Origin of the sequence: Pseudonocardia sp. CA-107938, from assembly GCF_050936315.1 — a bacterium.
In the GTDB taxonomy this organism is placed as follows: domain Bacteria; phylum Actinomycetota; class Actinomycetes; order Mycobacteriales; family Pseudonocardiaceae; genus Pseudonocardia.
This window is the reverse complement of sequence record NZ_JBNJNA010000001.1, coordinates 4,408,234-4,431,239: the sequence shown is the minus strand read 5'-3', so window position 1 is coordinate 4,431,239 and position 23,006 is coordinate 4,408,234. Positions and strand designations below refer to the sequence as shown.

Here is a 23,006-nt window from a genome sequence, read left to right as displayed (position 1 = left end):
CCACGGCGACCTCACCTGCCGTCGGGTGGGAGACGCACGCGGTCGATCCCGACGCGCTGGCCACGAGCGCCGAGCGGGGCGGGGTCGAGCTGGTACTCGACCAGCACCGTCGTCCGGTCGCGGTGCGTCACCACGGCCTCTCGCCACGCCCCGCGCACCTCCGCGATCACGGTCTGCCCGACGGCGAGGTCCAGGCCCGACGCCACCTCCGCCAGATCGTCGACGGGCACCAGCGGTGGCGCGTCCTGCTCGGCCGGTCGTTCGGCTGCGGCCACCGGTTCCGGCGTGGCCGCTGCCGGCACGTCCGGCGGCGGCAGGGCGGTGCGGGGTTCCGGTGCAGGTGGGCTCGGCGGCTCCGGGTGCTCGTCGGGGAGATCGGCCGGTTCCGCTGCCGGCGGATCGGTCGCGGTGACGGCGATGTCACCTCCGCGGGGGCGCCCTCGACCGCGCGCCGCCTGACGTGGACGGGATCCCCACTCCTCGATCGTGCGCCGGAACCACAGGGCCACGCCGCCGATCTCGGCGTCGGCGTTGGGCAGACCGCCCTGCTCGGCCGAGCGCCACCGGCGTCGCCTGGCCGTTCCGGGCGCCCACCCCATCGCGTCGTCGATGTCGACCAGCGTCATGCACTCGGCCAGCGCGCGACGGATCGCGGCGTCGTCCGGGCGCAACTGGTCAGCGGGCACACCACAGTCTGACGCGGTCGCCCCCACCCGGCACCACCTGCGACGATCCCCGTCGTGTGATCCCCTCTACGACCAGGGGGTCACCGGGCGGGGGCGGGCCACCCCGTCGACCGTCACGTCGAGGCGCTCGTCGAAGAAGCAGACGAGGTCGCGGAGCCGTGTCAGCTCCTCCTGCGGTTCGGGGTAGCTCCAGGCGATGTCGGGCAGCCCGGCCGCGGTGAAGTAGCTCGCGTGCCCCTTGTAGGCGCAGGTGGTCCGGGTGGGGCTGGGCTCCAGGGCGGCGCGCACGTCGTCCCGGGGAAGGTAGAACCGCGTCGGGAGCATCGTCTCGAACACCAGCACCGGCCGGCTCGACTCGGCCAGCACCTGGCCGTCGTGCTCGATGCGGACCGACCGGGTGGAGGGCAGCGCGTCGATGCGGTGGAACGGGTCGCGCGGGTGCCCGACGGTCGGCCGCTCCTCCTCGAACCAGGCGTCGAACGCGGCGAAGTCGAGAGCCACGTAGCCGGGCAGCTCGGCCGGGGCGAACCCGGCGCGGCCGCCGACGTCGAGCACCCGGCCGGGGGTGGTGTGCACCGCGAACGGGATGGACGGGTCGAGCACCGGCCGCTCCGACACCGCGGGCAGGCGCAGGCCGACCAGGTCGCTGCCGCTGCCGTCCACCTCCGCCCCCTCGACGACCGCGGTGCGGATCGCGGCGAGCGGCACCGCGTAGCAGGGCACCACCCGGCGCGGCTCCCAGAACAGCTCCGCCTCGGTGGTGTCGACGACGACCTCGTCGCCGACGAATGCACGCACCCGTTTCGCGGTGGGCTCGTGGCGCAGCTCGCCGAGCACCTGGGAGAACGTGTCGCGGACGCGGATGGCCATGCCCGCAATGCTCCCAGGTCAGGAGAGTTCCGCGCGGCGACGTTGCAGGAACGCCCGTTCGGTCTCGTTGCCGGCGAGCGCGATGGCGGCGTCGTAGGCGGCCCGGGCCTCGTCGTGGCGGTCGAGGCGGCTGAGCAGGTCGGCCCGGGTGGCGGGCAGCAGGTGGTAGCCGGGGATGTCGAGCTCGTCGACGGCGGCGAGCGCGGCCGCGGGCCCGTGCACCTCGGCGACGGCCACGGCCCGGTTGAGCGCGACGATCGGCGTCGGGACGTGCTGGAGGAGCTGGTCGTAGAGGGCGAGCACCTGCGTCCAGTCGGTGGCCGGGCCGTCGGTGTGCACGGCGTTGATCGCGGCCTGGATCTGGTACGGGCCGGGCCGGTCGCGGCGCAGGCAGCGGCGGACCAGCTCGTGGCCCTCGGCGATCAGCTCGGCGTTCCAGAGGCTGCGGTCCTGGTCGGCGAGCCGCACCAGCTCACCACACGGGTCGACGCGGGCCGGGCGGCGGGCCTCGCTGAGCAGCAGCAGTGCGAGGAGCCCCAGCACCTCGGGCTCGTCGGGCATCAGGTCCGCCAGTGCGCGGGCCAGGCGGATCGCCTCCTGGCACAGGTCGGTGCGCAGCAGCGGGCCCGTCGACGCCGCGTAGCCCTCGTTGAAGATCAGGTAGAGGACGGTGAGCACGGGCGGCAGGCGGTCGGGCAGCTCCGCCGCCTCGGGCACGCGGTACGGGATGGCGGCGTCGCGGATCTTCTTCTTGGCCCGCACGATGCGCTGGGAGATGGTGGCCTCGGGCACCACGTAGGCGCGGGCGATCTCGGGTACCTCCAGCCCGCCGAGCAGGCGCAGGGTGAGCGCAGTCTGCGCCAGCGGGGAGAGTGCCGGGTGGCAGCAGGTGAAGATCATGCGCAGCTGGTCGTCACGCACCGGTCCCACCTCCTCCTCCGGCTCGTCGGGTTGCTGCAGCATCAGGGCCTGCACGTGGCGGGCCTCGCGGGTGGACTCGCGGCGGATCCGGTCGATCGCCCGGTTGCGCGCCGTGGTGACGATCCAGGCGCCCGGGTTGGGCGGCAGGACCTCCCACTTCTCCACGGCCACCGCGAACGCGTCCTGGACGGCCTCCTCGGCGAGCCCGATGTCGCCGAGGAGGCGGGTCAGGGTGGCGACGCAGCGGCCGTACTCGTCGCGGTAGACGGCCGAGATGTCCGTGCGATCCATCGCGCGCCGCTCAGGCGAGCCCGTCGAACGGGCGCACCTCGATCGGGGCCCCGCAGGCCACGGTCGCCTTCTCCGCCCAGGCCAGTGCCTCGTCGAGGTCGTCGGTCTCGATGACCCAGAACCCGCCCAGCTGTTCCTTCGTCTCGGCGAAGGGCCCGTCGGTCGTCGTGGCCGTGCCGTTCTGCACCTTGACGACGGTGGCGTTGTCCGAGCTCAGCAACCCCCCGCCGAACACCCAGACGCCCTTCGCCTTCATCTCGTCGTTGACCTCGCCGGTCCGCGCAAAGCTGGCGTCCCGGTCGGCGTCGCTCAGCGGGGGCAGGCTCTCGTCGTTGATGACGCTCAGCAGGTAGTGCACGGCAAAGGCTCCTTCATCGTCAGGACAGCCGACGGGCGACGGCGGGGATCACGATGGCAGCCGCCACGACGTGGGTCACCATCAGGAGGACCTTGGTCGACACGGCGGCGTCGGCGAGCACGTCGGGCACGAACGACAGCGCGGTCAGCACGACGGTGGTGCGCAGCCACGCGGTGCGCGGGCGACGGGCGAACCGGCGCAGCGCGGTGGCGATGACCAGGCCGAGCACCGCGAAGATCACCGTCATGACGCCGAACCCGGACGCCGGGATCTCCTGTCCCGCGACGGCGGTGCTGATGCCGACGGCCTGACCGGCGGCGGCCACGAGCGCGGTGGCGACGGCCGCGCCGACGGTGGCGGCCGCCCCGGAGAGCAGCAGGGAGCCGTACGACGGGGCGGCAGCGGCGGTGCGGGCGGCGGAGACGGTGGCGGTGGACATGGGGACCTCCGGTGGTTGGGGAGACCGGCGCGGTTGCCGCTCTCTCACCATGGCCACGAACGGGCACGACGCCGTTCGACACGTCCGCCGAACTTTTTCCGGAGTTTTTTCCTCAGCCCTGCGCACGCTCCCCGCGCGCGGCCTTCTCGGCGGTCGTCGCGATGCGGGACGCCCTGGTCGCGGGCCGTTTCGCAGTCACGATCCAGGCGAGGATCGCCCGGCGCACCGACGGCGGGAACGCGTCGAAGCGTTCCCGGGCCGGAGGCACGGCCGCCAGCGCGTCGGCGAGGTCCGGTGGCACGACGAGGTCCTCGACGTCGTCGAGGAGCGTCCAGGAGCCGTCGGCGCGCGCGGCGTCGATCACGGCCTGCCCGGCCGGCGCCATCAGCCCGGCGGCGGTGAGCCGTTCGATGCGCGCCTTGTTGGTGCGTGCCCAACCGCTGCCCGGCCGGCGCGGGGCGAACCACAGCATCGTCCGCTGCTCGTCGAGGCCGCGGGCGCTGCTGTCGACCCAGCCGAAGCAGAGCGCCTGCTCCACGCATTCCTCGTAGCCGAGGGTGGGGCCGGGTGCCGATGCCTTCCACGTCACCAGCCACACCCCGCTGCCGCGGGCGTGGTGTTCGGCGAGCCAGGCCCGCCACTGCTCGATGGTCTCGGGCTGGATCCGCTCGGCGTCCTCGCGCACGCCGGCCATGGTGGCAGGTGATCGTGTCCGATCGGTCCGGTCCTGTGCCAGGATCGCGGCCATGCAGTCGTTCCGGCTCGACAGTCCCCGCATGCTGGCGGTGGACATCTCCGGCGACGCCGTCCGCGCGTCGACGGGCTCGATGGTCGCCTACACGGGCCAGGTGCAGTTCAAGAACGCCGGCATGGGCGGCGGCGACGGGTTCATGGCGGGCATCAAGCGGCGCGCCACGGGCGAGTCGCTGCCGCTGATGACCTGCTCCGGCAGCGGCACGGTGTGGTTCGCCAAGGACGCGATGGACGTGATACTCGTCGAGCTGCAGGGCGACACGCTCAAGGCCGAGTCGGAGCAACTGCTCGCGCTCTCGGACAAGCTCACCACCGACGTCGCGTTCTCCGGGATCCGCGGGATGTCGTCGGGCCAGGGCCTGTTCACGACGTCCGTCACGGGGTACGGCACGGTGGCCCTGCTGTCGGCGGGCGGGCCGCCGATCGCGCTGGAGGTCACGCCGCAGTTCCCGCTGGTGGTCGACAAGGACGCGTTCATCGCGAGCCGCGGCCAGCTCAACCAGACCGTGGTCACCGACGTGTCGTGGCGCAACCTGATCGGCGAGTCCAGCGGCGAGGCGTTCTCCCTGCGGTTCGACGGCCAGGGTGTCGTCTACATCCAGCCCGAGGAGCGCTGACATGGGTTTCTCGAGCGTCAACAGCAAGGTCGTCTCCACGACCGTCGAGCCCGGCCGGGAGATCCTCGCCCGCCGTGGCGCGATGCTCGCCTACACCGGCGCCGTCTCGTTCTCGCCGGTGCACATGGGCGGCGGCGGGGTCGGCGGGTTCGCCGGCCGGATGATGTCCGGCGAGCAGGTGGCGATGATGGTCGCCCAGGGCCAGGGCAGCGTCTACTACGGCTTCCGCGGCCTCTACGTCACGATCATCGAGCTGGACGGCAGCGGACCGCTGTCGGTGGAGGCCGACCGGCTGCTCGCCCACGACGCCGCGCTGCAGTCCACGGTCGTGTTCCTCGGCCAGCAGGGCGGCATCCGCGGCGCCGTCCGCGGGGCGGTGAGCGGGCAGGGCCTGTTCACCACGCAGCTGCACGGCTACGGCACCGCCGCGGTCATCTCGCACGGCGGCACGATCGCCGTCCCCGTCGGGCCGATGGGGCCGGTCTCGGTCGACCCGCAGGCCTACGTCGCGCACGTCGGGCAGGTGAACGTCGACATCTCGGCGTCCGTGGGCTGGCGCGACGCCGTCGGCCGGGGCTCCGGCGAGGCCATCCAGCTCAAGTGCACCGGCACCGGCACCGTCTACGTCCAGGCATCGGAGCAGAAGATATGAGCGACGGCGCACCCCCTGCCCCGCTGAACCCCATGACCCTGCCGGACAACGACAACATCCCCGGCAACCACTACGCGTACTGCGTGAAGCTCGACGGGCAGCTGTTCATGCAGACCGGCCGCATGATCGCCTACTACCCGGCGCCGCACAGCCAGGGCATCCGCTTCGAGCCGCTCGCGGCCACCAGCCTGGCGGGCATGGTGGCGACGCGGTTCTCCGCGCCGCTCTACACGCGTGACTGGGTGGTGGCCAACGGGTCGGGGCACCTGATCCTCGGCGACCGCGGCTACGACATCAACAGCTACGACCTCGACGACGGCAACCTGACGCTGCGCGCGGCCAACCTGCTGGCGTTCGACGCGACGCTGGAGCTGAAGCAGTCGATCGTGCCCGGGTTCCTCACGCTGATCGGCACGGGCAAGTTCCTCGCGTCCAGCTCGGGGCCGGTGATCTTCGCGGAGCCGCCGATCCGGGTCGACCCGGACGCGCTCGTCGGCTGGGCCGACTGCCCGTCGCCGTCGCACCACTACGACGCCAACTGGATGCAGGGCTTCCTCGGCGCCGCCATGGGCTTCTTCGGCTCGAACTCGGGAGAGGAACGCCAGTTCGACTTCACCGGCGCCGGCACGGTGCTGCTGCAGTCGAGCGAGAAGGGGGTCTCCGACCCGCAGCTGCTGCGCCAGTTGGAGGGCCAGGTGCAGACGCTGGGCATCCCCGGGCTGCAGCAGCTGCAGCAGACCATCCAGTCGCGGTTGGCCGGACAGCAGCGCTGATGGAGGTGCTGCGCTACTCGGCGTTCACGACCGATCCCGCGGGTGGCAACCCGGCCGGGGTCGTGCTCGACGCCTCCGGGGCCACCGAGGCCGAGATGCAGGCGGTCGCCGCCGACGTCGGGTACTCGGAGACCGCGTTCCTGGTCAACAGGGGTGTCGGCGTCGTCGACGTGCGGTACTTCAGCCCGCTCGCCGAGGTGCCGTTCTGCGGGCACGCGACGATCGCCTCGGCCGTCGCGCACGCCGACCGGAACGGGACGGGGCTGCTGCGGCTGATGACGCCGGTCGGCGAGGTGCCGGTGCAGACCGTCAAGGGAGCGGACGGCACCGTCGCGACGCTGGTCAGCGTCCCGCCGCGGACCTCGGAGATCGCGGAGGAGGACGTCGACGAGCTGCTCGCCGCGCTGGGCTGGAGCAGCGGCGAGCTCGACCCGGCGCTGCCGCCGCGCGTCGCCTACGCGGGGGCATCGCACCCGGTGCTCGCGGCGGCGACGCGGGAACGGCTGGCCGACCTGGACTACGACTTCGAACGGCTCGGCGCGCTCATGGCCGCCCGCGACTGGACGACGGTCGCGCTGGTGCACCGCGAGTCCGAGACGGTGTTCCACGCGCGCAACCCGTTCCCGCCCGGTGGCGTGGTGGAGGACCCGGCCACCGGTGCGGCCGCGGCCGCGTTCGCCGGCTACCTTCGCGGGCTCGGCCTGATCACCCCGCCCACCCGGATCACGATCCACCAGGGCGTCGACATGGGGCGGCCCAGCCTGATCACCGTCGACGTGTTCGACGCGACCTCGGGTGTGGGCGTCAGCGGGACGGCGGTACCGATCACATGACGTTGGAAGAGGTCGTCGATCGCCTGTACGAGGCGCGGCCCGACGAGTTCGTGCCCATCCGCGACGACGCCGTCGCCGCGGCGAAGGCCGACGGCGACAAGGACCTGGCCAAGGCCATCGCGCGCCTGCGCCGCCCGACGAAGGCCGCGTGGCTGGCGAACCTGCTGGCCCGCAAGCGCGGCGAGCAGCTCGACGGGCTGCTCGCGCTCGGCGGCGACCTGGCCGACGCCCAGCGCACACTCGACGGGCCGCAGCTGCGGGCGCTGTCCTCGCAGCGCAACCGGCTCGTCGCCGCGATGGCTCGCGAGGCCGGCCGGCTCGCGTACGAGTCCGGTGACAACGCCGGCGAGTCGGTGCTGCGCGAGCTGCAGGAGATCCTGCAGGCCGCACTGGCCGACCCCGCCGTCGCCGACGAGGTGCGCTCGGGCCAGCTCACCCGCACCATCGCCTACAGCGGGTTCGGCCCGCCGAGCGACCCCGACGCCGTGCCCACCCGGGCCACCCGGCCGGCGCCACCTGCGCCGCGCGAACCCGCCCCCGAGCCGGAGCCGGCGGACGCGGGCAAGGCCGAGCGGGAGCGCCGCGAGCGCGAGCTGGCCGAGCGGCGCCGGGCCGTCGAGGACGCGGAGGCGGCGGAGTCGGCCGCGATCGCGCAGCGCGACGAGGACGAGGCCGCCCGCGAGGACGCCGAGTCCGCCCACGCCGACGCCAAGGAGCACGTCGCCGACCTGGTGCACGAGCTGGAGGAGGCCCGCGAGAAGGAACGCACCACCGCGGCTGCGGCCCGCGCGGCCGCGTCGACGGCGAAGGAGTCGGCCAGGGCCGCCGGCGCCGCGACGGCCCGCGCGGAACGGGCCCGAGCCCGCCTCGCCGAGCTGGAGCAGTGACGTCACACACCGAGTGCGGTCGTCACACATGCTGCAGCGTGTGTGAGGACCGCACTGGGTGTGTGACGTCGTGAAACTGCCGGCCCTGCCCGACCTGCCCGTGCGCGGGCACCTCGACCGCATCACCGCCACCCTCGACGAGCACGGCGCCGCCGTGCTCGTCGCGCCGCCCGGTACCGGCAAGACCACGCTCGTCCCGTTGGCGCTCGCCGCGACGGGGGAAGGGCGGGTGCTCGTGGCCGAGCCCCGGCGGCTCGCCGCCCGGGCGGCCGCCGCCCGCATGGCCGCGCTGCTCGGCGAACGGGTCGGCGAGACCGTCGGGTACGCGGTGCGCGGTGACCGCAAGGCGTCCGCGCGGACCCGCGTCGAGGTCGTCACGTCGGGTCTGCTGCTACGCCGGCTGGCTGCGGACCCCGAGCTGGCCGGCATCGCCGCCGTCGTGCTCGACGAGTGCCACGAGCGCCACCTCGACGCCGACCTGCTGCTCGCGCTCCTGCTCGACGCCCGCGCCGGGCTGCGGCCGGACCTGCGCCTGCTCGCCACGTCGGCCACCGTCGCGACCGGCCGCCTGGCCGAGCTGCTCGCCGGGCCGGTCATCGAGGTGCCGGGCGTCGCCTTCCCCGTCGAGACCGGGTACCTGCCGCCGGTGCGCGGCGAGCGGGTCGAGGCGTGCGTGGCCCGCGCCGTCCGGGCGCTGCTCGACGGCCCGGGCGACGTGCTCGCGTTCCTCCCCGGCGCCGCCGAGATCCGGCGTACCCAGACCGCCCTCGGCAGTCTCGACGCCGACGTCCTGCCCCTGCACGGCCGGCTGCCGGCTGCGGAGCAGGACCGGGCGCTCACCCCGGGCCCACGGCGGCGGATCGTGCTGGCCACGGCCGTCGCCGAGTCGAGCCTCACCGTGCCGGGGGTGCGCGCCGTCGTCGACGCCGGACTGGCTCGCGTGCCGCGCACCGACCACCGCCGGGGTCTCGCCGGCCTCGTCACCGTGCGGGTGTCGGCCGCGGTCGCCGACCAGCGCGCCGGGCGGGCCGGCCGGGAGGGTCCGGGTCGGGTCCTGCGCTGCTGGCCGGAGGGCGAGCTGCTGCCGCGCTATCCGGAGCCGGAGATCCGCACCGCCGACCTCACCCGGCTGGCCCTCGACCTCGCCGAGTGGGGCACGCCCGACGGTTCCGGCCTCTCCTGGTGGGACCCACCGCCGGACGGCCCGCTGCGCGCCGGCCAGGAGGTGCTGCGCGCCCTCGGCGCGCTGGACGGCGACGCGATCACCGACCGCGGCCGCCGCATCGCCGCCCTCGGCCTGCACCCGCGGCTCGGGCGGGCCCTGCTGGACGGGTCCGCGCTGGTCGGCCGCCGGCTGGCCGCCGAGGTCGTCGCGCTGCTCGACGACGACTCGGTCACCGACACCGACGACGTCGAGACGGCCCTGCGCGCCCTCCGCGGTCGAGGTGGGCGCTGGCGGCAGGAAGTGCGGCGCCTCGAGGACCGCGTGCCGGACGCCGCCGCGCCGGGCGCTCGATCGTCGGCGCTGGTCGTGGCGCTGGCCCAGCCAGAGCGGCTGGCCCGGCGGCGTCCGGGCGGCGGGAACGTCTACCTCCTGGCCGGCGGCACCGCGGTCGAGCTGGCCGCGGGCAGCCCGCTGACCGGCCAGGAGTGGCTGGCCGTCGCCGTGGCCGACCGGACACCCGGTGCCGTGCACGGCCGGGTGCGGCTGGCCGCGGCGGCGGATCGTGAGCTGGCCGAGCTGGCCGCCCCCGCCCTGCTCACCGAGGACGACGAGGTGGCGTGGGAGCGCGGCGACGTCGTGGCCCGGCATGTGCGCCGCCTCGGCGCGATCGTGCTCGACGAGCGCCGGCTGGACCGCCCGGATCCCGACCGGCTGCGCGCCGCGCTGCTCGCCGGCCTGCGCGCCGAGGGCCCCGGCCTGCTGCGCTGGACCGCGCACGCGCGCTCGCTCCGGGACCGGATCGCGACGCTGCACAGGGTGCTGGGCGATCCGTGGCCCGATGTGAGCGATGATGCACTGACGGGCCAACCCGACGAATGGTGGTCCCCGCACCTCGGCCGCGCCCGCACCCGCGCCGACCTGGCGAAGATCGACGTCGCGCCGCTGCTGCGCGCCCTGCTCGACTGGCGCACGGCCGGGCGGCTGGACGAGCTGGCGCCCGAGCGCGTCGAACTGCCGTCCGGCCGGAAGTACGCCGTGGACTACTCCGCCGACCCACCGGTGCTCGCCGTCAAGCTGCAGGAACTGCTCGGGGCGACGTCGACACCGGCCGTGGCCGGCGGACGGCTGCCGCTCGTCCTGCACCTGCTCTCCCCGGCCGGCCGGCCGGCGGCCGTGACGAGCGATCTCGCGTCGTTCTGGACGACCGGCTACCCGCTGGTGCGGGCGGAGCTGCGCGGCCGCTACCCCAAGCACGCGTGGCCGGAGAACCCCGTTAGCTGATCGCTTGCTACAGTTAGCACCATGAAGGTTCGCGACGTGCTCGACCCTTCGTTCGAGACCAGGATGACCCCGCGCCTGCTCCCCCTGATCTACCTGGGCCTGGTCGGCGCGCTGGCGGTGGCCGCGATCGGTTTGGTCGTCGGCGCGTTCCTGCTCGCCTGGTGGCTGGGGCTGATCGCCCTGGTCGTGGTGCCGATCGGCGCGGCGGTGGCGTTCGCCGTCCTCCGCGTCGTGGTCGAGCTGGTCGTCGAGTTCTCGCGGCTGCCGCAGCTCACCTCGGGCCTGGCCGAGGGCTTCGCCCGCGTGGAGGGCATGGTCGACGACATCGCCGAGGGCATGCCGCGGATCGCGTTCCTGCGCGGCCCCCGCAGGCCGGCGGCGGCGCCGCCGAGCCCTCAGGAGAAACTGCAGGCATGACGTTGCTCGACCCGGGGATCCTTCCCGGCATCGACCCCGCCGATCTGCGCACGGCGCTGGCCGTGCTGTCCGCGGTCGAGGACCTGCCGGAGGACCACCCCGACGCGGTCGCCGTGCGGCGCGCGACGGCCCGCATCTTCAAGGCGGTGCGCAAGCAGCGCCGCGCGGCCAAGCGGGCTGAGGTACTGGCCGCGGACCGTGCCGTCACGGCGGCCACCGCGACCGGCGCCCCCGGCCGGATCGACGACGAGACGGCCGGCCTGCCGCTGTCCGCGCGGGCGGCCGGGCCCGTCGCGGGCGAGCTGCGGGTGGCCCGCGCCTGCTACGTCTGCAAGCAGCGCTACACGCTGGTCGACGCGTTCTACCACCAGCTCTGCCCCACCTGCGCCACCCAGCACCACGCCAAGCGGGACGCGCGCACCGATCTCACCGGCCGCCGCGCGCTGCTCACCGGCGGCCGGGCCAAGATCGGCATGTACATCGCGCTGCGGCTGCTGCGTGACGGCGCCGAGACGACGATCACGACCCGCTTCCCGAACGACGCGGTGCGCCGGTTCGCCGCCCTTCCCGACAGCGCCGACTGGCTGCACCGGCTGCGCGTGGTGGGCATCGACCTGCGCGACCCCGCCCAGGTCGTCGCGCTCGCCGACGACGTCGCGAGCCGCGGGCACCTCGACATCCTGATCAACAACGCCGCGCAGACGGTCCGCCGCCCACCCGGCTCGTACGCGGCGCTGGCCGCGGCCGAGCAGGAACCGGCTCCGGAGCTCGTCGAGACCATCACGTTCGGCCACGTCGGGTCCGCGCACCCGCACGCGCTGGAGCAGGGTGCGGCGATCCCCGCGCACGCCGTCACGGCGCTGGCCCTGACCGCCGCCACGCCCACGTTGGAGGCCGCCGTCGACGCGGGCGGTCTGGTGCCCGACACCGCGGCGGCGAACAGCTGGAGCCGGGTGGTGCACGAGATCGACCCGCTCGAGCTGCTCGAGGTGCAGCTGTGCAACCAGACGGCGCCGTACCTGCTGGTCAGCCGGTTGCGGCCGGCGCTGGCAGCCGCGCCCGCCCGGCGGAAGTACGTGGTGAACGTGTCGGCGATGGAGGGCCAGTTCTCCCGCAAGTACAAGGGCCCCGGCCACCCGCACACCAACATGGCCAAGGCCGCCCTGAACATGCTCACCCGCACCAGCGCCGGTGAGATGCTGGCCACGGACGGGATCCTCATGACGGCCGTCGACACGGGCTGGATCACCGACGAGCGGCCGCACCCGACCAAGGCCCGGCTGGCCGAGGAGGGCTTCCACGCACCGTTGGACCTGGTCGACGGGGCAGCCCGCGTGTACGACCCGATCGTCCGGGGCGAAGCCGGCGAGGACCTCTGCGGCTGCTTCCTCAAGGACTACCAGCCGTCCCCGTGGTGACGTTCTCCTGAATCGCGCTTTCGCCCGATTCGCCCCTTCCTGGATGTGGTTGCGCGTTCACGTTCCGTTCGTTCCGGCCTCGTAGCGTCGCTCCGACACCCGAAGGAGGGGCGCCTCGATGGATCTCACCCTGATCGTCGTCGTGGTCGTGGTGACCGCGCTGGCGTTCGATTTCACGAACGGATTCCACGACACGGCCAACGCGATGGCCACGTCGATCGCCACCGGCGCGCTGAAACCGCGCACGGCCGTGATCATCGCGGGCGCGCTGAACTTCGTCGGTGCCTTCCTGTCGGTCACCGTCGCGACGACGATCTCGAAGGACCTGTTCGACCAGAACCAGATCATCGCGAGCGGGATCGGCCCGCAGATCATCTTCGCCGGGCTGTGCGGCGCGATCCTGTGGAACCTGCTGACCTGGCTGCTCGGGCTGCCGTCCAGCTCGTCGCACGCGTTGTTCGGCGGCCTGATCGGCGCGATGCTGGTGGCGCTGGGCACCGGCGCCATCAAGTTCGGCGGGATCATCACCGCCGTCCTGCTGCCGGCCGTCCTCTCCCCGATCGTCGCCGGGATCGTGGCGCTCGTCGCCACCTACATCGGCTACCGGATCGCCGAACGGGGCGGGGAGAACACGGTGCGCGCCGGCTTCAAGGCCGGGCAGATCGTGTCGGCCTCGATGGTCGCGCTGGCCCACGGCACGAACGACGCGCAGAAGACCATGGGCGTGATCACGCTGACCCTTATCGGTGCGCAGCTGCTGACCCCCGCCGACGGGGTGCCGTTCTGGGTCAAGTTCGTCTGCGCGGCGGCGATCGCGCTGGGCACCTACCTGGGCGGGTGGCGGATCATCCGCACGCTGGGCAAGCGGGTCGGCGAGATCGAGACGCCGCAGGGCTTCGCCGCGGAGACCACCAGCGGCGTGCTGATCCTGGCGTCGTCCTCGCTCGGCTTCGCGCTGTCCACCACGCAGGTCGCGTCCGGCTCGATCTTCGGCGCAGCCGCCGGTCGACGCCTCGCGACCGTCCGCTGGAGCGTGGCCGGGCAGATGGCGCTCGCGTGGCTGCTCACGCTGCCCGCCGCGGCGGCGGTCGGGGCCATCGCCGCGCTCGTCACCAACACGGGCGCGCTGGGCACGGTGCTGGTCGTCCTCGTCGTGGTCGCGCTGTCCGGCGGGATCTTCGCCGCGTCCCGCCGCAAGCCGGTCACCGCCGACAACGTCAACGACGTGCCCGCCGGCAAGCAGCCGGTCGCGGCCGCGGCCTGAGAGGGGCACCGCAATGACGATCAACTGGGGTGCGTTGCTGCTGGTCGCCGGTGTCTCGCTGGCGGTGACGGTGATCGTGGTCGCGCTGGTCGCGTTCGCGATGGTCGGCTTCTCGGCGCGGGAGAGCGGGCCGCAGAGCGCGCTCAGCCCGGCCGCCGGCACGGCCGTCGGGTACGCCTGCCTCGCCGTCGTGACGCTGATCGTGCTGTTCGGGCTGGGCATCGTCGCAAAGGACGTGCTCGCCCACCTGTTCGGCTAGCAGGATCGGTCGGGTGGAACCCACGCACACGCTGATCCAGCTGACCGACCTGCACGTCCGCGAGGAGCACGACCCGTGGCCGACGGGCGACACGCTGCCCGTGCTCGAACGGGCGCTCGCCGCCGTGACGGCGGCACGCCCGGTCACGGCCGTCCTGCTCACCGGCGACCTGACCGAGCACGGCCGGCCGGCGGAGTACCGGCGGCTGCGGAGCGTGGTGGAGCAGGTCCCGGTACCGGTCGTGCTGGTCGCCGGCAACCACGACGACCGGACGGCCCTGCGCGTCGAGCTGGCCGGGCTGGCCGCGGACGACTCGCCGTTCGACCACGTCACGTGGCTGGACGGGCTGCGGGTCGTGGTACTGGACAGCACCGTGCCCGGCGAAGGGCACGGCGAGCTGCGGCCGGCCCAGCTGGAATGGCTGCGCGCCGAGCTGGCCGAGCCGGCGCCGGCGGGCACCGTGCTCGCGCTGCACCACGCCCCGCTGCCGCACGGCCTGGCGGCCGCCCGGGAGATCGAACTGCGTGACCGGGCCGCGCTCGGCGCCGTCCTCGCCGGCACCGACGTGCGGATCGTGGTCGGCGGCCACGTGCACTCCGCCACGGCCGGCACGCTGGCCGGGATCCCCGTCTGGACCAGCGGATCCGTGCACGTCGCGCTGGACTCGCTGCCGCCGCGCGGCACCGACCTGCGCGTGGTCGTCGCGCCGTCGCTGAGCCGCATCGACCTGTTCCCCGACACAGCGCTCGCCACCTCGGTACCGCTGGACGCCCGCCCCGCCTAGACGTCGGGTCTCAGCGCGACGTGGGCTCGTCCAGCCAGGCGCGGACGGCGTTGGTGTGCTCGCCGAGCGCCGGGATCGGGCCGAGGTGCGCGGGCTCCAGCGGGGGCCGGAGGCTCCGTACCGGCCCGGCCGGGGAGTCGACCTCGGTCCACCGCTCGCGCGCGACGAGCTGCGGGTGGTCGAGCACGTCCTCGACCTCGCGGCGGCGGGCGTTCGCGATCCGCGCCGCGTCCAGCCGGGCGACGACCTCGGCGGCCGTGAGCTGCGCGAAGACGGCGTCGATCGCGGCGTGCAGCGCAGGTCGGTTGGCCAACCGGGCCGCGCCGGTGGCGAACCGCTGGTCGGTGGCCAGCTCGGGCCGCTGCAGCACCTGCGCGCAGAACGCCGCCCACTCGCGCTCGTTCTGGATGCCGAGCACGACCTCGCCGCCGTCGCCCGCGGCGAACGCGCCGTACGGGGCGATGGCGGCGTGGCTGATCCCGGCCCGCTGCGGCGCCGACCCGCTGCCGGCGGTGTACTGCAGCGGGAAGCCCATCCACTCGACGAGCGCGTCGAACATGCTGATCTCGACGTGCCGGCCGCGGCCCGTGCGCTCGCGCTCGTAGAGGGCGGCCAGGATGCCGGAGAACGCGTACATGCCGGCGGCGATGTCGGCGACCGGGATCCCGGCCTTGGCCGGCTCGTCCGGGGTGCCGGTCACCGCCACCACCCCCGTCTCCGCCTGGACGAGCAGGTCGTACGCCTTGGCGTCGCGGTAGGGCCCGTCGGGGCCGTACCCCGAGATCGAGCAGGTGACCAGCCGGGGGAAGCGGGCACGCAGCGCGTCGGCGCCGAGCCCGAGCCGTTCGGCGGCACCCGGGGCGAAGTTCTGCACGAAGACATCGGCCCGCGCCAGCAGCCGCAGCACCGTGTCGGCCTCGGCCTTGAGGTCGAGCGCCACCGACTCCTTCGACCGGTTCAGCCACACGAAGTGGCTGGACAGGCCGTGCACGGCGGTGTCGTAGTCGCGGGCGAAGTCGCCGGAGCCCGGCCGCTCCACCTTGATCACGCGGGCGCCCAGCTCGGCGAGCTGGCGGGTGGCGAAGGGGGCGGCCACCGCCTGCTCGCAGGCCACCACGATGATCCCGTCGAGGGGAGAACCGGTCACTGCTCGATCATGCACTGCAAGGGGGGAACGGGATGGACATCACGGCGTTCGTCGGTGACGCGCAGGTCGTCGCGATCGGGGAGAACAACCACCACGTCCGCGAGTTCGGCGAGGTGCGGCGGGACCTGGTGCGCCGGCTCGTCGACGAGCTGGGTTTCACGGTGGTCGCGATGGAGAGCGGCTTCGCCGAAGGGCTGCACGTCGACGCGTGGCTGCGCGGGGAGGTCGCCGACCTCGACACCGCGGCCGGGTTCACCTTCCGGTTCGGCGACGCCCCCGAGACCCGGGAGCTGCTGCAGTGGCTGCGCGAGCGCGGCGGCGTCACGTTCGCCGGGCTGGACGTACCCGGGTCGGGCGGCACCCCACGACCCGCCCTCGACCTGCTCGCGGGCCAGCCGGTGGAGGCGGCGATCGCCGCCACCGAGCGGTACGCCGCGGCCAACAACGGCGCCGCGCCCGAGCGGTACGCGGCGCTCTCCCCTGCCGAGCGCGACGCCGCCACCACGGCGCTGGCCCGGTTGCTGCTGCACGTGGAGGCCACCACCGCCGACCCGGTCGCCCGGCACCTCGCCCTCGGCGCGCTGCGGCTCGACGAGCAGCAGCGGGAGCTGACCGCGCTGCTGTCCGGTCAGGCGAGCGGCCTGGTCGTGTCGTCGCGCGACGTCTACATGGCCGAGAGCGTGCGTCTGCTGCGCCGCCTCCACCCCGGAGCCCGGATCGTGCTGCTCCTGCACAACGGGCACGCCCAGCGGATCCCGGTCCCGCTGGTGCCGGGCGTCCACGTCCGGTCAGCCGGCACCTACCTGGCTGCCGAGCTGGGCGCCGGCTACCGGGTCCTCGGCCTCACCGCGGTCGCGGGCACGACCACGCTGGCCCGCCTGGACGACGACGCCCGCCACGGCATAGCCGTCGACGCGCACCCGCTCGACCCGCCGGCCCCCGGCAGCGTCGAGGCCGCGGTAGGCGCGATCGGCGAGCCGACGTTCCTCGACCTGCGGTCCGGTGACCTGCGCCCCACGGGCCTGCGGCACGCCCACCTGCACGCCGAGGTGGACGTGGCCGCCGCGTTCGACGGCATGCTGGTGCTGCCGACGATCAGCCCGGCCGCGCTGGAGTGACGCGTCGAGAACGACCTTGTCGTGATCAACAGGGCCTGTTGATCACGACAAGGTCGTTCTCGACGGAGGGGCGGGACCGGTCAGGGCTTTCGCGCCAGCCCGGCGTGGTCGGCGGTGGCCGGAACGGTCTCCCCCGGGTCCGGTCGCCACTGCGCCACCCGCACGAAACCCGGCTCGACGAGCTCCAGCCCGTCGAAGAAGGTGCGCAGCTCGTCGACGCTGCGCAGGTGGTAGGGCGCCATGCCGGACTCGGTGTAGTCGGTGGACGCATCGCCGGCAGTCGCATCCAGGTCGGTGTGGTCGCGCACCACCAGGTAGCTGCCCGGCGGCACCGCGTCCATGATCGTCCGCACGATCGCGCGGGCCTCGTCGAGATCGGGCAGGTAGCCGAAGATGCCGAGGAACATCACCGCGATCGGGCGGTCGAAGTCCAGCACGGTGCGTGCCTCGGCGAGGATCCGCTCCGTATCGCGGACGTCGGCGTCGACGTAGGCGGTGGCACCGGTCGGCGACGTGTCCGTGAGCAGCGTCCGTGCCCGCGCGAGCACCAGCGGATCGTGGTCGACGTACACGACCCGTGCCTCCGGCACGAGAGCCTGCGCCAGCTGGTGGGTGTTCTGCGTCGTCGGCAGGCCGGAGCCGACGTCCAGGAACTGGTCGACGCCGAGCTCGCCCGCCAGCAGTCGCACCGCGCGCTGCAGGAACTCCCGGGCCTGGCGCGCCACCGTCGCGATGCCCGGGTAGTAGGCCAGCACCGCGTCACCGACGGCCTGGTCGACGGGGAAGTTGTCCTCGCCGCCGAGCCAGTAGTTCCAGACGCGCGCGGAGTGCGGCACGTCCGTCCGCAGCTCGTCCTCGTTCGCCGTCATGCGAGCGCCGACACCTCGGCCAGTGCCGCCACCATCCCTGCCACGAACACCTCCGGCGCCGTCACGGCCTCGCGGTCGAGGTTGAGCCCGACGCAGCACACGCCCTCGTGGACGACCATCGTGATGGTCGCGCCGCACCCGGTGAGCGCGCCGAACGGGTACATGCGCGTGATCCGCGACCCCGCGATGAACGCCGCGTGCCCGATCCCCGGCACCGGGGCGGCCTGCACGTCGTTGCCGGCGGAGAGCCGGCCCGACAGCGCGCCCAGCACCGGTCCGGGCACCCACGCCAGCGCCGGGCCGAGCGCCCCGCCGGCGTCGCTCCCGCCCGCCCGCGCCCCCAGCACGAACCGGCGCACCGCGCGCACCCGGTCGGCGGCATCGACCAGCTGCAGCGGGCCGTCGAACCGGGCCGCGGTCCAGCGTCCGGCCTGTGGGTCGTCCTCCGGCCGCAGGCCCAGCGGCAGCCCGATCGGCACGGACTCGACGTCGACGGCGCCGAGCTCCTGGTGGTAGTGCCGCAGCGCGCCGAGCACCCCGGCCAGGAACCCGTCGTTCACCGACCCGCCGGCCGCCCGGGCACCGGCCCGCAACGCGTCGTGGTCGATGTCGAGCGTCTCCAGGTGCCAGGTGCCGCCGCGCCCGGCGAGCAGCGGCGAGCCGCCCGCGGGCCCGACGACGACGTCACCCAGCGACCGGGCGGCCGACGCCGAGCGCGCCACGGCCGACAGCGGCCGCGACAGCGTCCTGGGCAGCCCTTCGAGCAGCGCCGGCACGCTCCGCGCCACCTCACCGACCTGCTCCACCAGCAACTCCGACGGGGACGGCGACGGCGGCGGGATAGGCGCGGGCGGCTCGGGGCGTTCGGGGTCGTGCTCGGCGGTGCGGCTGTGCAGCAGGCTCATCAGCTGCACCACGCCCATGCCGTCGGTGACGCTGTGGTGCGTGGTCACCACGTACGCCGCGGCGTCGCCGGCCAGGCCCTCGACGAGGGCGGCCCGCCACAGCGGGCGGTTCCGCGGCAGCGGCGGCTCGGCGAAGGCGGTCACCGCGTCCAGCAGCTGCCGCTCGGTGCCCGGCGCGGGTAGCCGGATGCGGGAGACGTGCAGGTCCAGGTCCAGCGCGTCGACGGTGACCCAGGTCGGCGCACCCACCCCGAACGCCGGTTCCACCACCCGCTGCCGGATCCGCGGCACCATCCGCGACGCCCACTCGTGCGCCGCCACGAACCGCTCCCACTCCGGGGCGTGGTCGAGCAGCTCCAGCAGCGTCACGTTGGCGCGCAGGCGCTCGTCGGCCGCCTCCGCCCGCCAGATCGCGGTCTCGGCGGCCGACATCTCCGTGGACGTGCGCCACTGCGGCGCCACCGGCACGGGGCCGCTCGGCCCCGGTGTGACCGTCACCTTCCCGCCGCGTTCGCCGCCGTCCCAGTCGGCGAGGGTGTCCAGGAACATGCCGCGCACCTCGGCGACGTGCTCGTCGATGTCGGCGGTGCGCCACCCGTCGGTCGGCACCGGCGGCAGCACCGCGACCTGCACGGTGCCCTCCCGGATCGTGCTGGCGCCGCGCCACATCAGCTCGCCCGCGTTGCGGATCACCACCGGCACGATCGGCACGCCGGCCTGCATCGCGACGTGGAACGCGCCCTTCTTGAACGGGCCCAGCGCGGGCGTGGGCGACCGGGTGCCCTCCGGGGCCATGACCAGCGAGATCCCGTCGCGCAGCCGCTCGACCGCCGGCGCCAGCGCGGCCTTCGCCTGGGAGGTGTTGCCGCGGTCGACGAACGCCATGTCGGCGTAGCGGAAGATCGGGCCGAAGCCGGGCGTGTTCGCGGCCTCCTTCTTGGCCACGCCGGTGAACCCACCGCGCAGCAGCTTCGCCAGCACCAGCACGTCGAGCTGGCTCTGGTGGTTGAACACGAACACCGCCGGCCGGGCGTTGAGGTGCTCGGCCCCGCGCACGTCCAGCTCCACCCCGGCCAGTGCGCTGCCCAGGTCGCCGGCCAGCGCGATCCCGAGGTCGATGCCCTCGCGGCGCGACCCGTTCAGCAGGCCCAGCACCGCGCCGGCGCCGAAGCCACCGAGCATGCCGCCCACGCCGGCGACCGTGCGCACCGCGCGCCGCAGCGCCCCGCTGCGCCCCCGCGAGGTGAACCGGACGACCGGCCAGCCCCGTTCCTCCGCCACCGCCGCCAGGCCCGGTTCCGGGTTCAGCGGCCGCGACACCCCCACCGTCGACAGGAACGGGACGTCCTCGGTGCCGTTCGAGTAGGCGAAGCTGCGCTCCAGGTCGATGCCGTGCGCGGCGGCGAACGCGGTGACCGCGGCCGCCTTCCCGGCCCGCCACAGCGGGGGCCCGCCAGGACGGCCCGTCGCCACCCCGTTCTCGATCTCCACCGGCGTGACGAGCACGTGCTCCACACCCATCGCGCGGGCCGCGGGCTCCACCTGGAACCGCGTCGCCGAGGACGCCAGCACCACGGTGTGGCCGGCGCGGCGGTGCGCCTCCACCAGCCGCCACGCCTCCGGGTAGAGCGACCCGGCGATGCCCTGCACGAACAGCCGCTCACCCAGCTCGGCCAGCTCGTCCTCGCTGCGCCCGGCCCACGCCCGCATGCCGGCGACGAAGAACTCCTCGAAGTCCTCCTCGGTGGTGACCCCGCGGAGGCCGAGCAGCAGCATCCGGCCCGCGTCGGTGGGCGTGACGTGCCCGGAACGCAGGTGGTGCTTGGCGAACGCCGACAGCGAGAAGCCGTCGATGAGGGTGCCGTCGAAGTCGAAGAACGCGCCGATCTGCGGGCCGTGCGGGCCGGCCGCGACCTCGGCGACCAGCCTGGCCTCGTCCCACGTCTCAGGACTCAACGCCGACCACCTCACGCCGCCGGGCGGCATCGATCTCGTCGATCCGCACGACCGTCGCGACGGTGGCCCGGATCTGCTCCAGGAACGCCTGCCGGCGCTGCGCGAGCTCGTCGCGCCCGGCGTCGACGAGGTCGCGGTTGGCGGCGAGCTTCAACGCGCTCGCGAACAGCTCCCGCGACAGCGACTCCGGCCCGTGCAGCCTGCCCTGCAGCAGCATCTGCTGGCCGATGCCGCCGCACTCGTCGAGGAACTCCTTCTCGACGACGGGAGTGCGCGGGTTCCGCGCGGCCAACCGCTCCGCCACCACGAGCTGCGCGTCCAGGAACGACCGCAGTACGCGGTGCGCGATGAGGAACCCGGACGCGGCGAGCAGCTGTTCCCCGTCGTCGTTCGAGCCCTCCTCGCCCCAGCCGGCACCCAGGCGCTTCAGCTCTGCCGCCACCTCCGCGCGGAACGCCTCGCGCTCGGGGAAGAAGAACTCGAACTTCAGCAGGTCCCGCAGGGCGAGCGCCCGGTCGAACCGCTCCTGCGGCGGCGCCAGCAGCGCGCACTCCGCGATCGCGCGGTTGACGAAGTGGTGGATCGCCGAGTTGCGGTAGAACGCCGCCACCAGGTGCGATCCGCGCTCGATGGCGTAGACGGGCTCCTCGCCGCCCGCGTACGTGGTCACCACCTTCGACTCGGTGAGCGCACCCAGCACCCGCCGCAGGCCGCGGTCGGTGTGCAGGCTCTGCGCCGACCCCATGAGGTCGCGCTCCGACAGGTACTCCTGCACGGGTTCCAGCACCCGCCGCACCTGGCCGAGCGTCAGCGCCCGGTCGCGCACCCCCAGCAGCGCCAGCGTCACCAGCGCCGTCGCCACGACGGGCGTGACCCGGTTGATCCCGACGGCGACCTCGAACGCGACCTTCTGCAGGGCCAGCCGGCGTCCGGCATCGGAGTCGTCGGCGTCGCGGCCGGTCTTCAGCGCGGTGCCGAGCGAGATCGGGTCGGCGAAGCGGACGTAGGCGGAGCCGATCGGTGACAGCTGCGCCTTCGCGTAGCTCGCCAGCCACGCCAGGCCCTCGCCCTTCTTCGCGGCGCCCGCCTGCTCGGCGGCCATCGCCGACACCTCGCGCAGCTGGTCGTAGGTGATCGACACCGGCACCAGGTACACGTCCTCGGTGCGGCCGCGCTCCACCGCCTCCGCCACGTTGGCGAGCAGCCCGTACTTGGGCGGGCGCAGCTTGCCGGTGCGGGAACGGCCGCCCTCCATGTACCACTCCAGGTTGAACCGCTTCGACAGCAGGAACCCGAAGTACTGGCGCACCGCGAACTTGTAGATCTCGTCGCCGCCGAAGCTGCGCCGGATGAACACGATCCCGGCCCGCTTCGCGAGCGGCCCGACGGGCCAGAAGTTGAGGTTCTCCCCGCCGAGGACGTGGTTGCGCGGGAAGTCGTGCTCGGCCAGCACGTCGGCGAGCAGCAACGGGTCGGCGTAGGAGCGGTGGCTGGGCAGGAACACCAGCGCGTGCTTCTTGTTGAGCTCGCGGAGCCGCTCCAGCCCGTCCGTGTCGACCTGCACGTTCCACGCCCGCGAGTGCAGCGGTCGCAGCACGCCGGACAGGACGTCGACGGCCATCGGGCTCATCGCCGCGACCAGCCCGTACAGGTCGCGGGTGGCCTTGCGGGCCACGTCGTCCTCGGCGATCTCCAGCTTGGCCGCGAGCTCCGTGACCTCGCGCCGGAACTCGGGACTCGCCTCCACCGCCTCGACGATGCGCTTGGGCACCTTGTAGCGGTCGCCGACGAGCGCCCGCTCGGCCCGTTCCAGCGCGAGGGCGGCCTGCCGGGCGACGAACTCGCCGAACGCCGCCGACGCACTGCCGCCGCGCTGGGCACCCCCGGTGGCGAAGCGGCGCCGCAGGTCCGCGACCGTCGCCGGCTCGGCGGCCACCACAGCGGCCCGGTCCGGCTCCCGACGCACGATCCGCGCCTGTGCGCGGGCCGGTGGCCGCCACGGGTTGGTGAGCGACATCAGGTCCGAGAGGTGCACGCGGCGCTGGCCGTCCCGCTCACGCGGCAGCCACGCGACCCGCACCGGGGTGATCAGCGTGTCCCCTGGCAACCGGCCCAGCGGCCGCGAGAGGGCTCCGGCGTCCACGGGCAGCACCATCGCGGGGTCGAGACCCTCCGCGCGCAGCCAGTCGCGCACCAGCGTGCGTTCGGTCTCGCTCGTCACGTCGGCGAGCACCACGGACCCGCAGGCGATCGACCCAGTGGGCGCTGACTCCTCGGCGTGCATCGGGCCATCCTGGCGCATCACCCGCGCGATGGTCACGTGCCGCGCGGCGCCGCCCACCG

Annotated in this window: 22 protein-coding genes; 12 read left to right on the top strand and 10 right to left on the bottom strand. The window is 74.1% G+C overall.

From position 1 onward, the window contains the following. Positions 1-11: 11 nt before the first annotated feature. The 6 genes from ACQEVB_RS22100 to ACQEVB_RS22075 all read right to left on the bottom strand — a co-directional run bounded on the left by ACQEVB_RS22100 (position 12) and on the right by ACQEVB_RS22075 (position 4,250). Positions 12-686, bottom strand: coding sequence for a hypothetical protein (locus tag ACQEVB_RS22100; protein ID WP_432974380.1), 675 nt, complete (start codon positions 684-686; stop codon positions 12-14). A gap of 66 nt (positions 687-752) precedes the next feature. Continuing rightward, positions 753-1,556, bottom strand: coding sequence for a DUF427 domain-containing protein (locus tag ACQEVB_RS22095; protein ID WP_432974378.1), 804 nt, complete (start codon positions 1,554-1,556; stop codon positions 753-755). Positions 1,557-1,574: 18 nt separating this feature from the next. Further along, positions 1,575-2,768 (bottom strand): RNA polymerase sigma factor, encoded by a 1,194-nt coding sequence (locus ACQEVB_RS22090; protein WP_432974376.1) that lies wholly within the window; start codon positions 2,766-2,768, stop codon positions 1,575-1,577. A 10-nt stretch (positions 2,769-2,778) separates the two neighbouring features. Next, positions 2,779-3,126, bottom strand: coding sequence for a YciI family protein (locus ACQEVB_RS22085; protein ID WP_432974374.1), 348 nt, complete (start codon positions 3,124-3,126; stop codon positions 2,779-2,781). Between the two features lie 19 nt (positions 3,127-3,145). Then, positions 3,146-3,565: a DUF6069 family protein gene (locus ACQEVB_RS22080; RefSeq protein WP_432974372.1), complete on the bottom strand. Its 420-nt coding sequence runs from the start codon at positions 3,563-3,565 to the stop codon at positions 3,146-3,148. A gap of 112 nt (positions 3,566-3,677) precedes the next feature. After that, positions 3,678-4,250, bottom strand: coding sequence for a YdeI/OmpD-associated family protein (locus ACQEVB_RS22075; protein ID WP_432974370.1), 573 nt, complete (start codon positions 4,248-4,250; stop codon positions 3,678-3,680). 61 nt (positions 4,251-4,311) lie between these two features. On the opposite strand from ACQEVB_RS22075, the gene ACQEVB_RS22070 reads away from it, so the two are divergent. The 11 genes from ACQEVB_RS22070 to ACQEVB_RS22020 all read left to right on the top strand — a co-directional run bounded on the left by ACQEVB_RS22070 (position 4,312) and on the right by ACQEVB_RS22020 (position 14,668). Beyond that, a complete protein-coding gene (locus ACQEVB_RS22070; RefSeq protein WP_432974368.1) occupies positions 4,312-4,935 on the top strand; it encodes an AIM24 family protein in 624 nt (207 codons plus the stop codon). Between the two features lies 1 nt (position 4,936). Then, positions 4,937-5,587: an AIM24 family protein gene (locus ACQEVB_RS22065; RefSeq protein WP_432974366.1), complete on the top strand. Its 651-nt coding sequence runs from the start codon at positions 4,937-4,939 to the stop codon at positions 5,585-5,587. Next, positions 5,584-6,360, top strand: a complete 777-nt coding sequence (locus ACQEVB_RS22060) for an AIM24 family protein (RefSeq protein WP_432974364.1) — start codon at positions 5,584-5,586, stop codon at positions 6,358-6,360. The genes ACQEVB_RS22065 and ACQEVB_RS22060 overlap by 4 nt, the downstream gene beginning before the upstream one ends. Next, positions 6,360-7,193, top strand: coding sequence for a PhzF family phenazine biosynthesis protein (locus tag ACQEVB_RS22055; protein WP_432974362.1), 834 nt, complete (start codon positions 6,360-6,362; stop codon positions 7,191-7,193). The genes ACQEVB_RS22060 and ACQEVB_RS22055 overlap by 1 nt, the downstream gene beginning before the upstream one ends. Next, entirely contained in the window at positions 7,190-8,080 is an 891-nt protein-coding gene (locus ACQEVB_RS22050) for a hypothetical protein (protein ID WP_432974361.1), read from the top strand. The genes ACQEVB_RS22055 and ACQEVB_RS22050 overlap by 4 nt, the downstream gene beginning before the upstream one ends. Before the next feature lie 70 nt (positions 8,081-8,150). After that, positions 8,151-10,526, top strand: a complete 2,376-nt coding sequence (hrpB, locus tag ACQEVB_RS22045; protein WP_432974359.1) for an ATP-dependent helicase HrpB — start codon at positions 8,151-8,153, stop codon at positions 10,524-10,526. 21 nt (positions 10,527-10,547) lie between these two features. After that, complete coding sequence (locus ACQEVB_RS22040) at positions 10,548-10,943, top strand: DUF4282 domain-containing protein (protein WP_432974357.1); 396 nt, start codon at positions 10,548-10,550, stop codon at positions 10,941-10,943. Further along, the gene (locus ACQEVB_RS22035) at positions 10,940-12,361 is read left to right on the top strand and encodes an SDR family NAD(P)-dependent oxidoreductase (protein ID WP_432974355.1); all 1,422 of its coding nucleotides are present in this window, start codon (positions 10,940-10,942) and stop codon (positions 12,359-12,361) included. The genes ACQEVB_RS22040 and ACQEVB_RS22035 overlap by 4 nt, the downstream gene beginning before the upstream one ends. Before the next feature lie 118 nt (positions 12,362-12,479). Next, positions 12,480-13,625 (top strand): anion permease, encoded by a 1,146-nt coding sequence (locus tag ACQEVB_RS22030; RefSeq protein ID WP_432974353.1) that lies wholly within the window; start codon positions 12,480-12,482, stop codon positions 13,623-13,625. Between the two features lie 13 nt (positions 13,626-13,638). Then, positions 13,639-13,884 carry a hypothetical protein gene (locus tag ACQEVB_RS22025; protein WP_432974351.1) on the top strand — a complete coding sequence of 82 codons (246 nt, stop codon included), beginning with the start codon at positions 13,639-13,641 and terminating at the stop codon, positions 13,882-13,884. A gap of 13 nt (positions 13,885-13,897) precedes the next feature. Beyond that, the gene (locus tag ACQEVB_RS22020; protein WP_432974349.1) at positions 13,898-14,668 is read left to right on the top strand and encodes a metallophosphoesterase family protein; all 771 of its coding nucleotides are present in this window, start codon (positions 13,898-13,900) and stop codon (positions 14,666-14,668) included. A gap of 10 nt (positions 14,669-14,678) precedes the next feature. Here ACQEVB_RS22020 and ACQEVB_RS22015 read toward each other — a convergent pair whose 3' ends face one another. Further along, a complete protein-coding gene (locus ACQEVB_RS22015; RefSeq protein WP_432974347.1) occupies positions 14,679-15,815 on the bottom strand; it encodes a CaiB/BaiF CoA transferase family protein in 1,137 nt (378 codons plus the stop codon). A 32-nt stretch (positions 15,816-15,847) separates the two neighbouring features. On the opposite strand from ACQEVB_RS22015, the gene ACQEVB_RS22010 reads away from it, so the two are divergent. Further along, complete coding sequence (locus ACQEVB_RS22010) at positions 15,848-16,933, top strand: erythromycin esterase family protein (protein WP_432974345.1); 1,086 nt, start codon at positions 15,848-15,850, stop codon at positions 16,931-16,933. Between the two features lie 80 nt (positions 16,934-17,013). On the opposite strand, the gene ACQEVB_RS22005 is transcribed toward ACQEVB_RS22010, so the two are convergent. Genes ACQEVB_RS22005 through ACQEVB_RS21995 form a run of 3 tightly spaced genes read right to left on the bottom strand, consistent with a single transcriptional unit; the run spans position 17,014 to position 23,004 of the window. Further along, a complete protein-coding gene (locus tag ACQEVB_RS22005; RefSeq protein ID WP_432974343.1) occupies positions 17,014-17,802 on the bottom strand; it encodes an SAM-dependent methyltransferase in 789 nt (262 codons plus the stop codon). Beyond that, positions 17,799-20,663, bottom strand: a complete 2,865-nt coding sequence (locus tag ACQEVB_RS22000) for an HAD-IB family hydrolase (RefSeq protein ID WP_432974341.1) — start codon at positions 20,661-20,663, stop codon at positions 17,799-17,801. The genes ACQEVB_RS22005 and ACQEVB_RS22000 overlap by 4 nt, the downstream gene beginning before the upstream one ends. Further along, positions 20,653-23,004: a glycerol-3-phosphate 1-O-acyltransferase gene (locus tag ACQEVB_RS21995; protein WP_432974339.1), complete on the bottom strand. Its 2,352-nt coding sequence runs from the start codon at positions 23,002-23,004 to the stop codon at positions 20,653-20,655. Before ACQEVB_RS21995 ends, ACQEVB_RS22000 begins: the two co-directional genes overlap by 11 nt. Positions 23,005-23,006 lie beyond the last annotated feature (2 nt).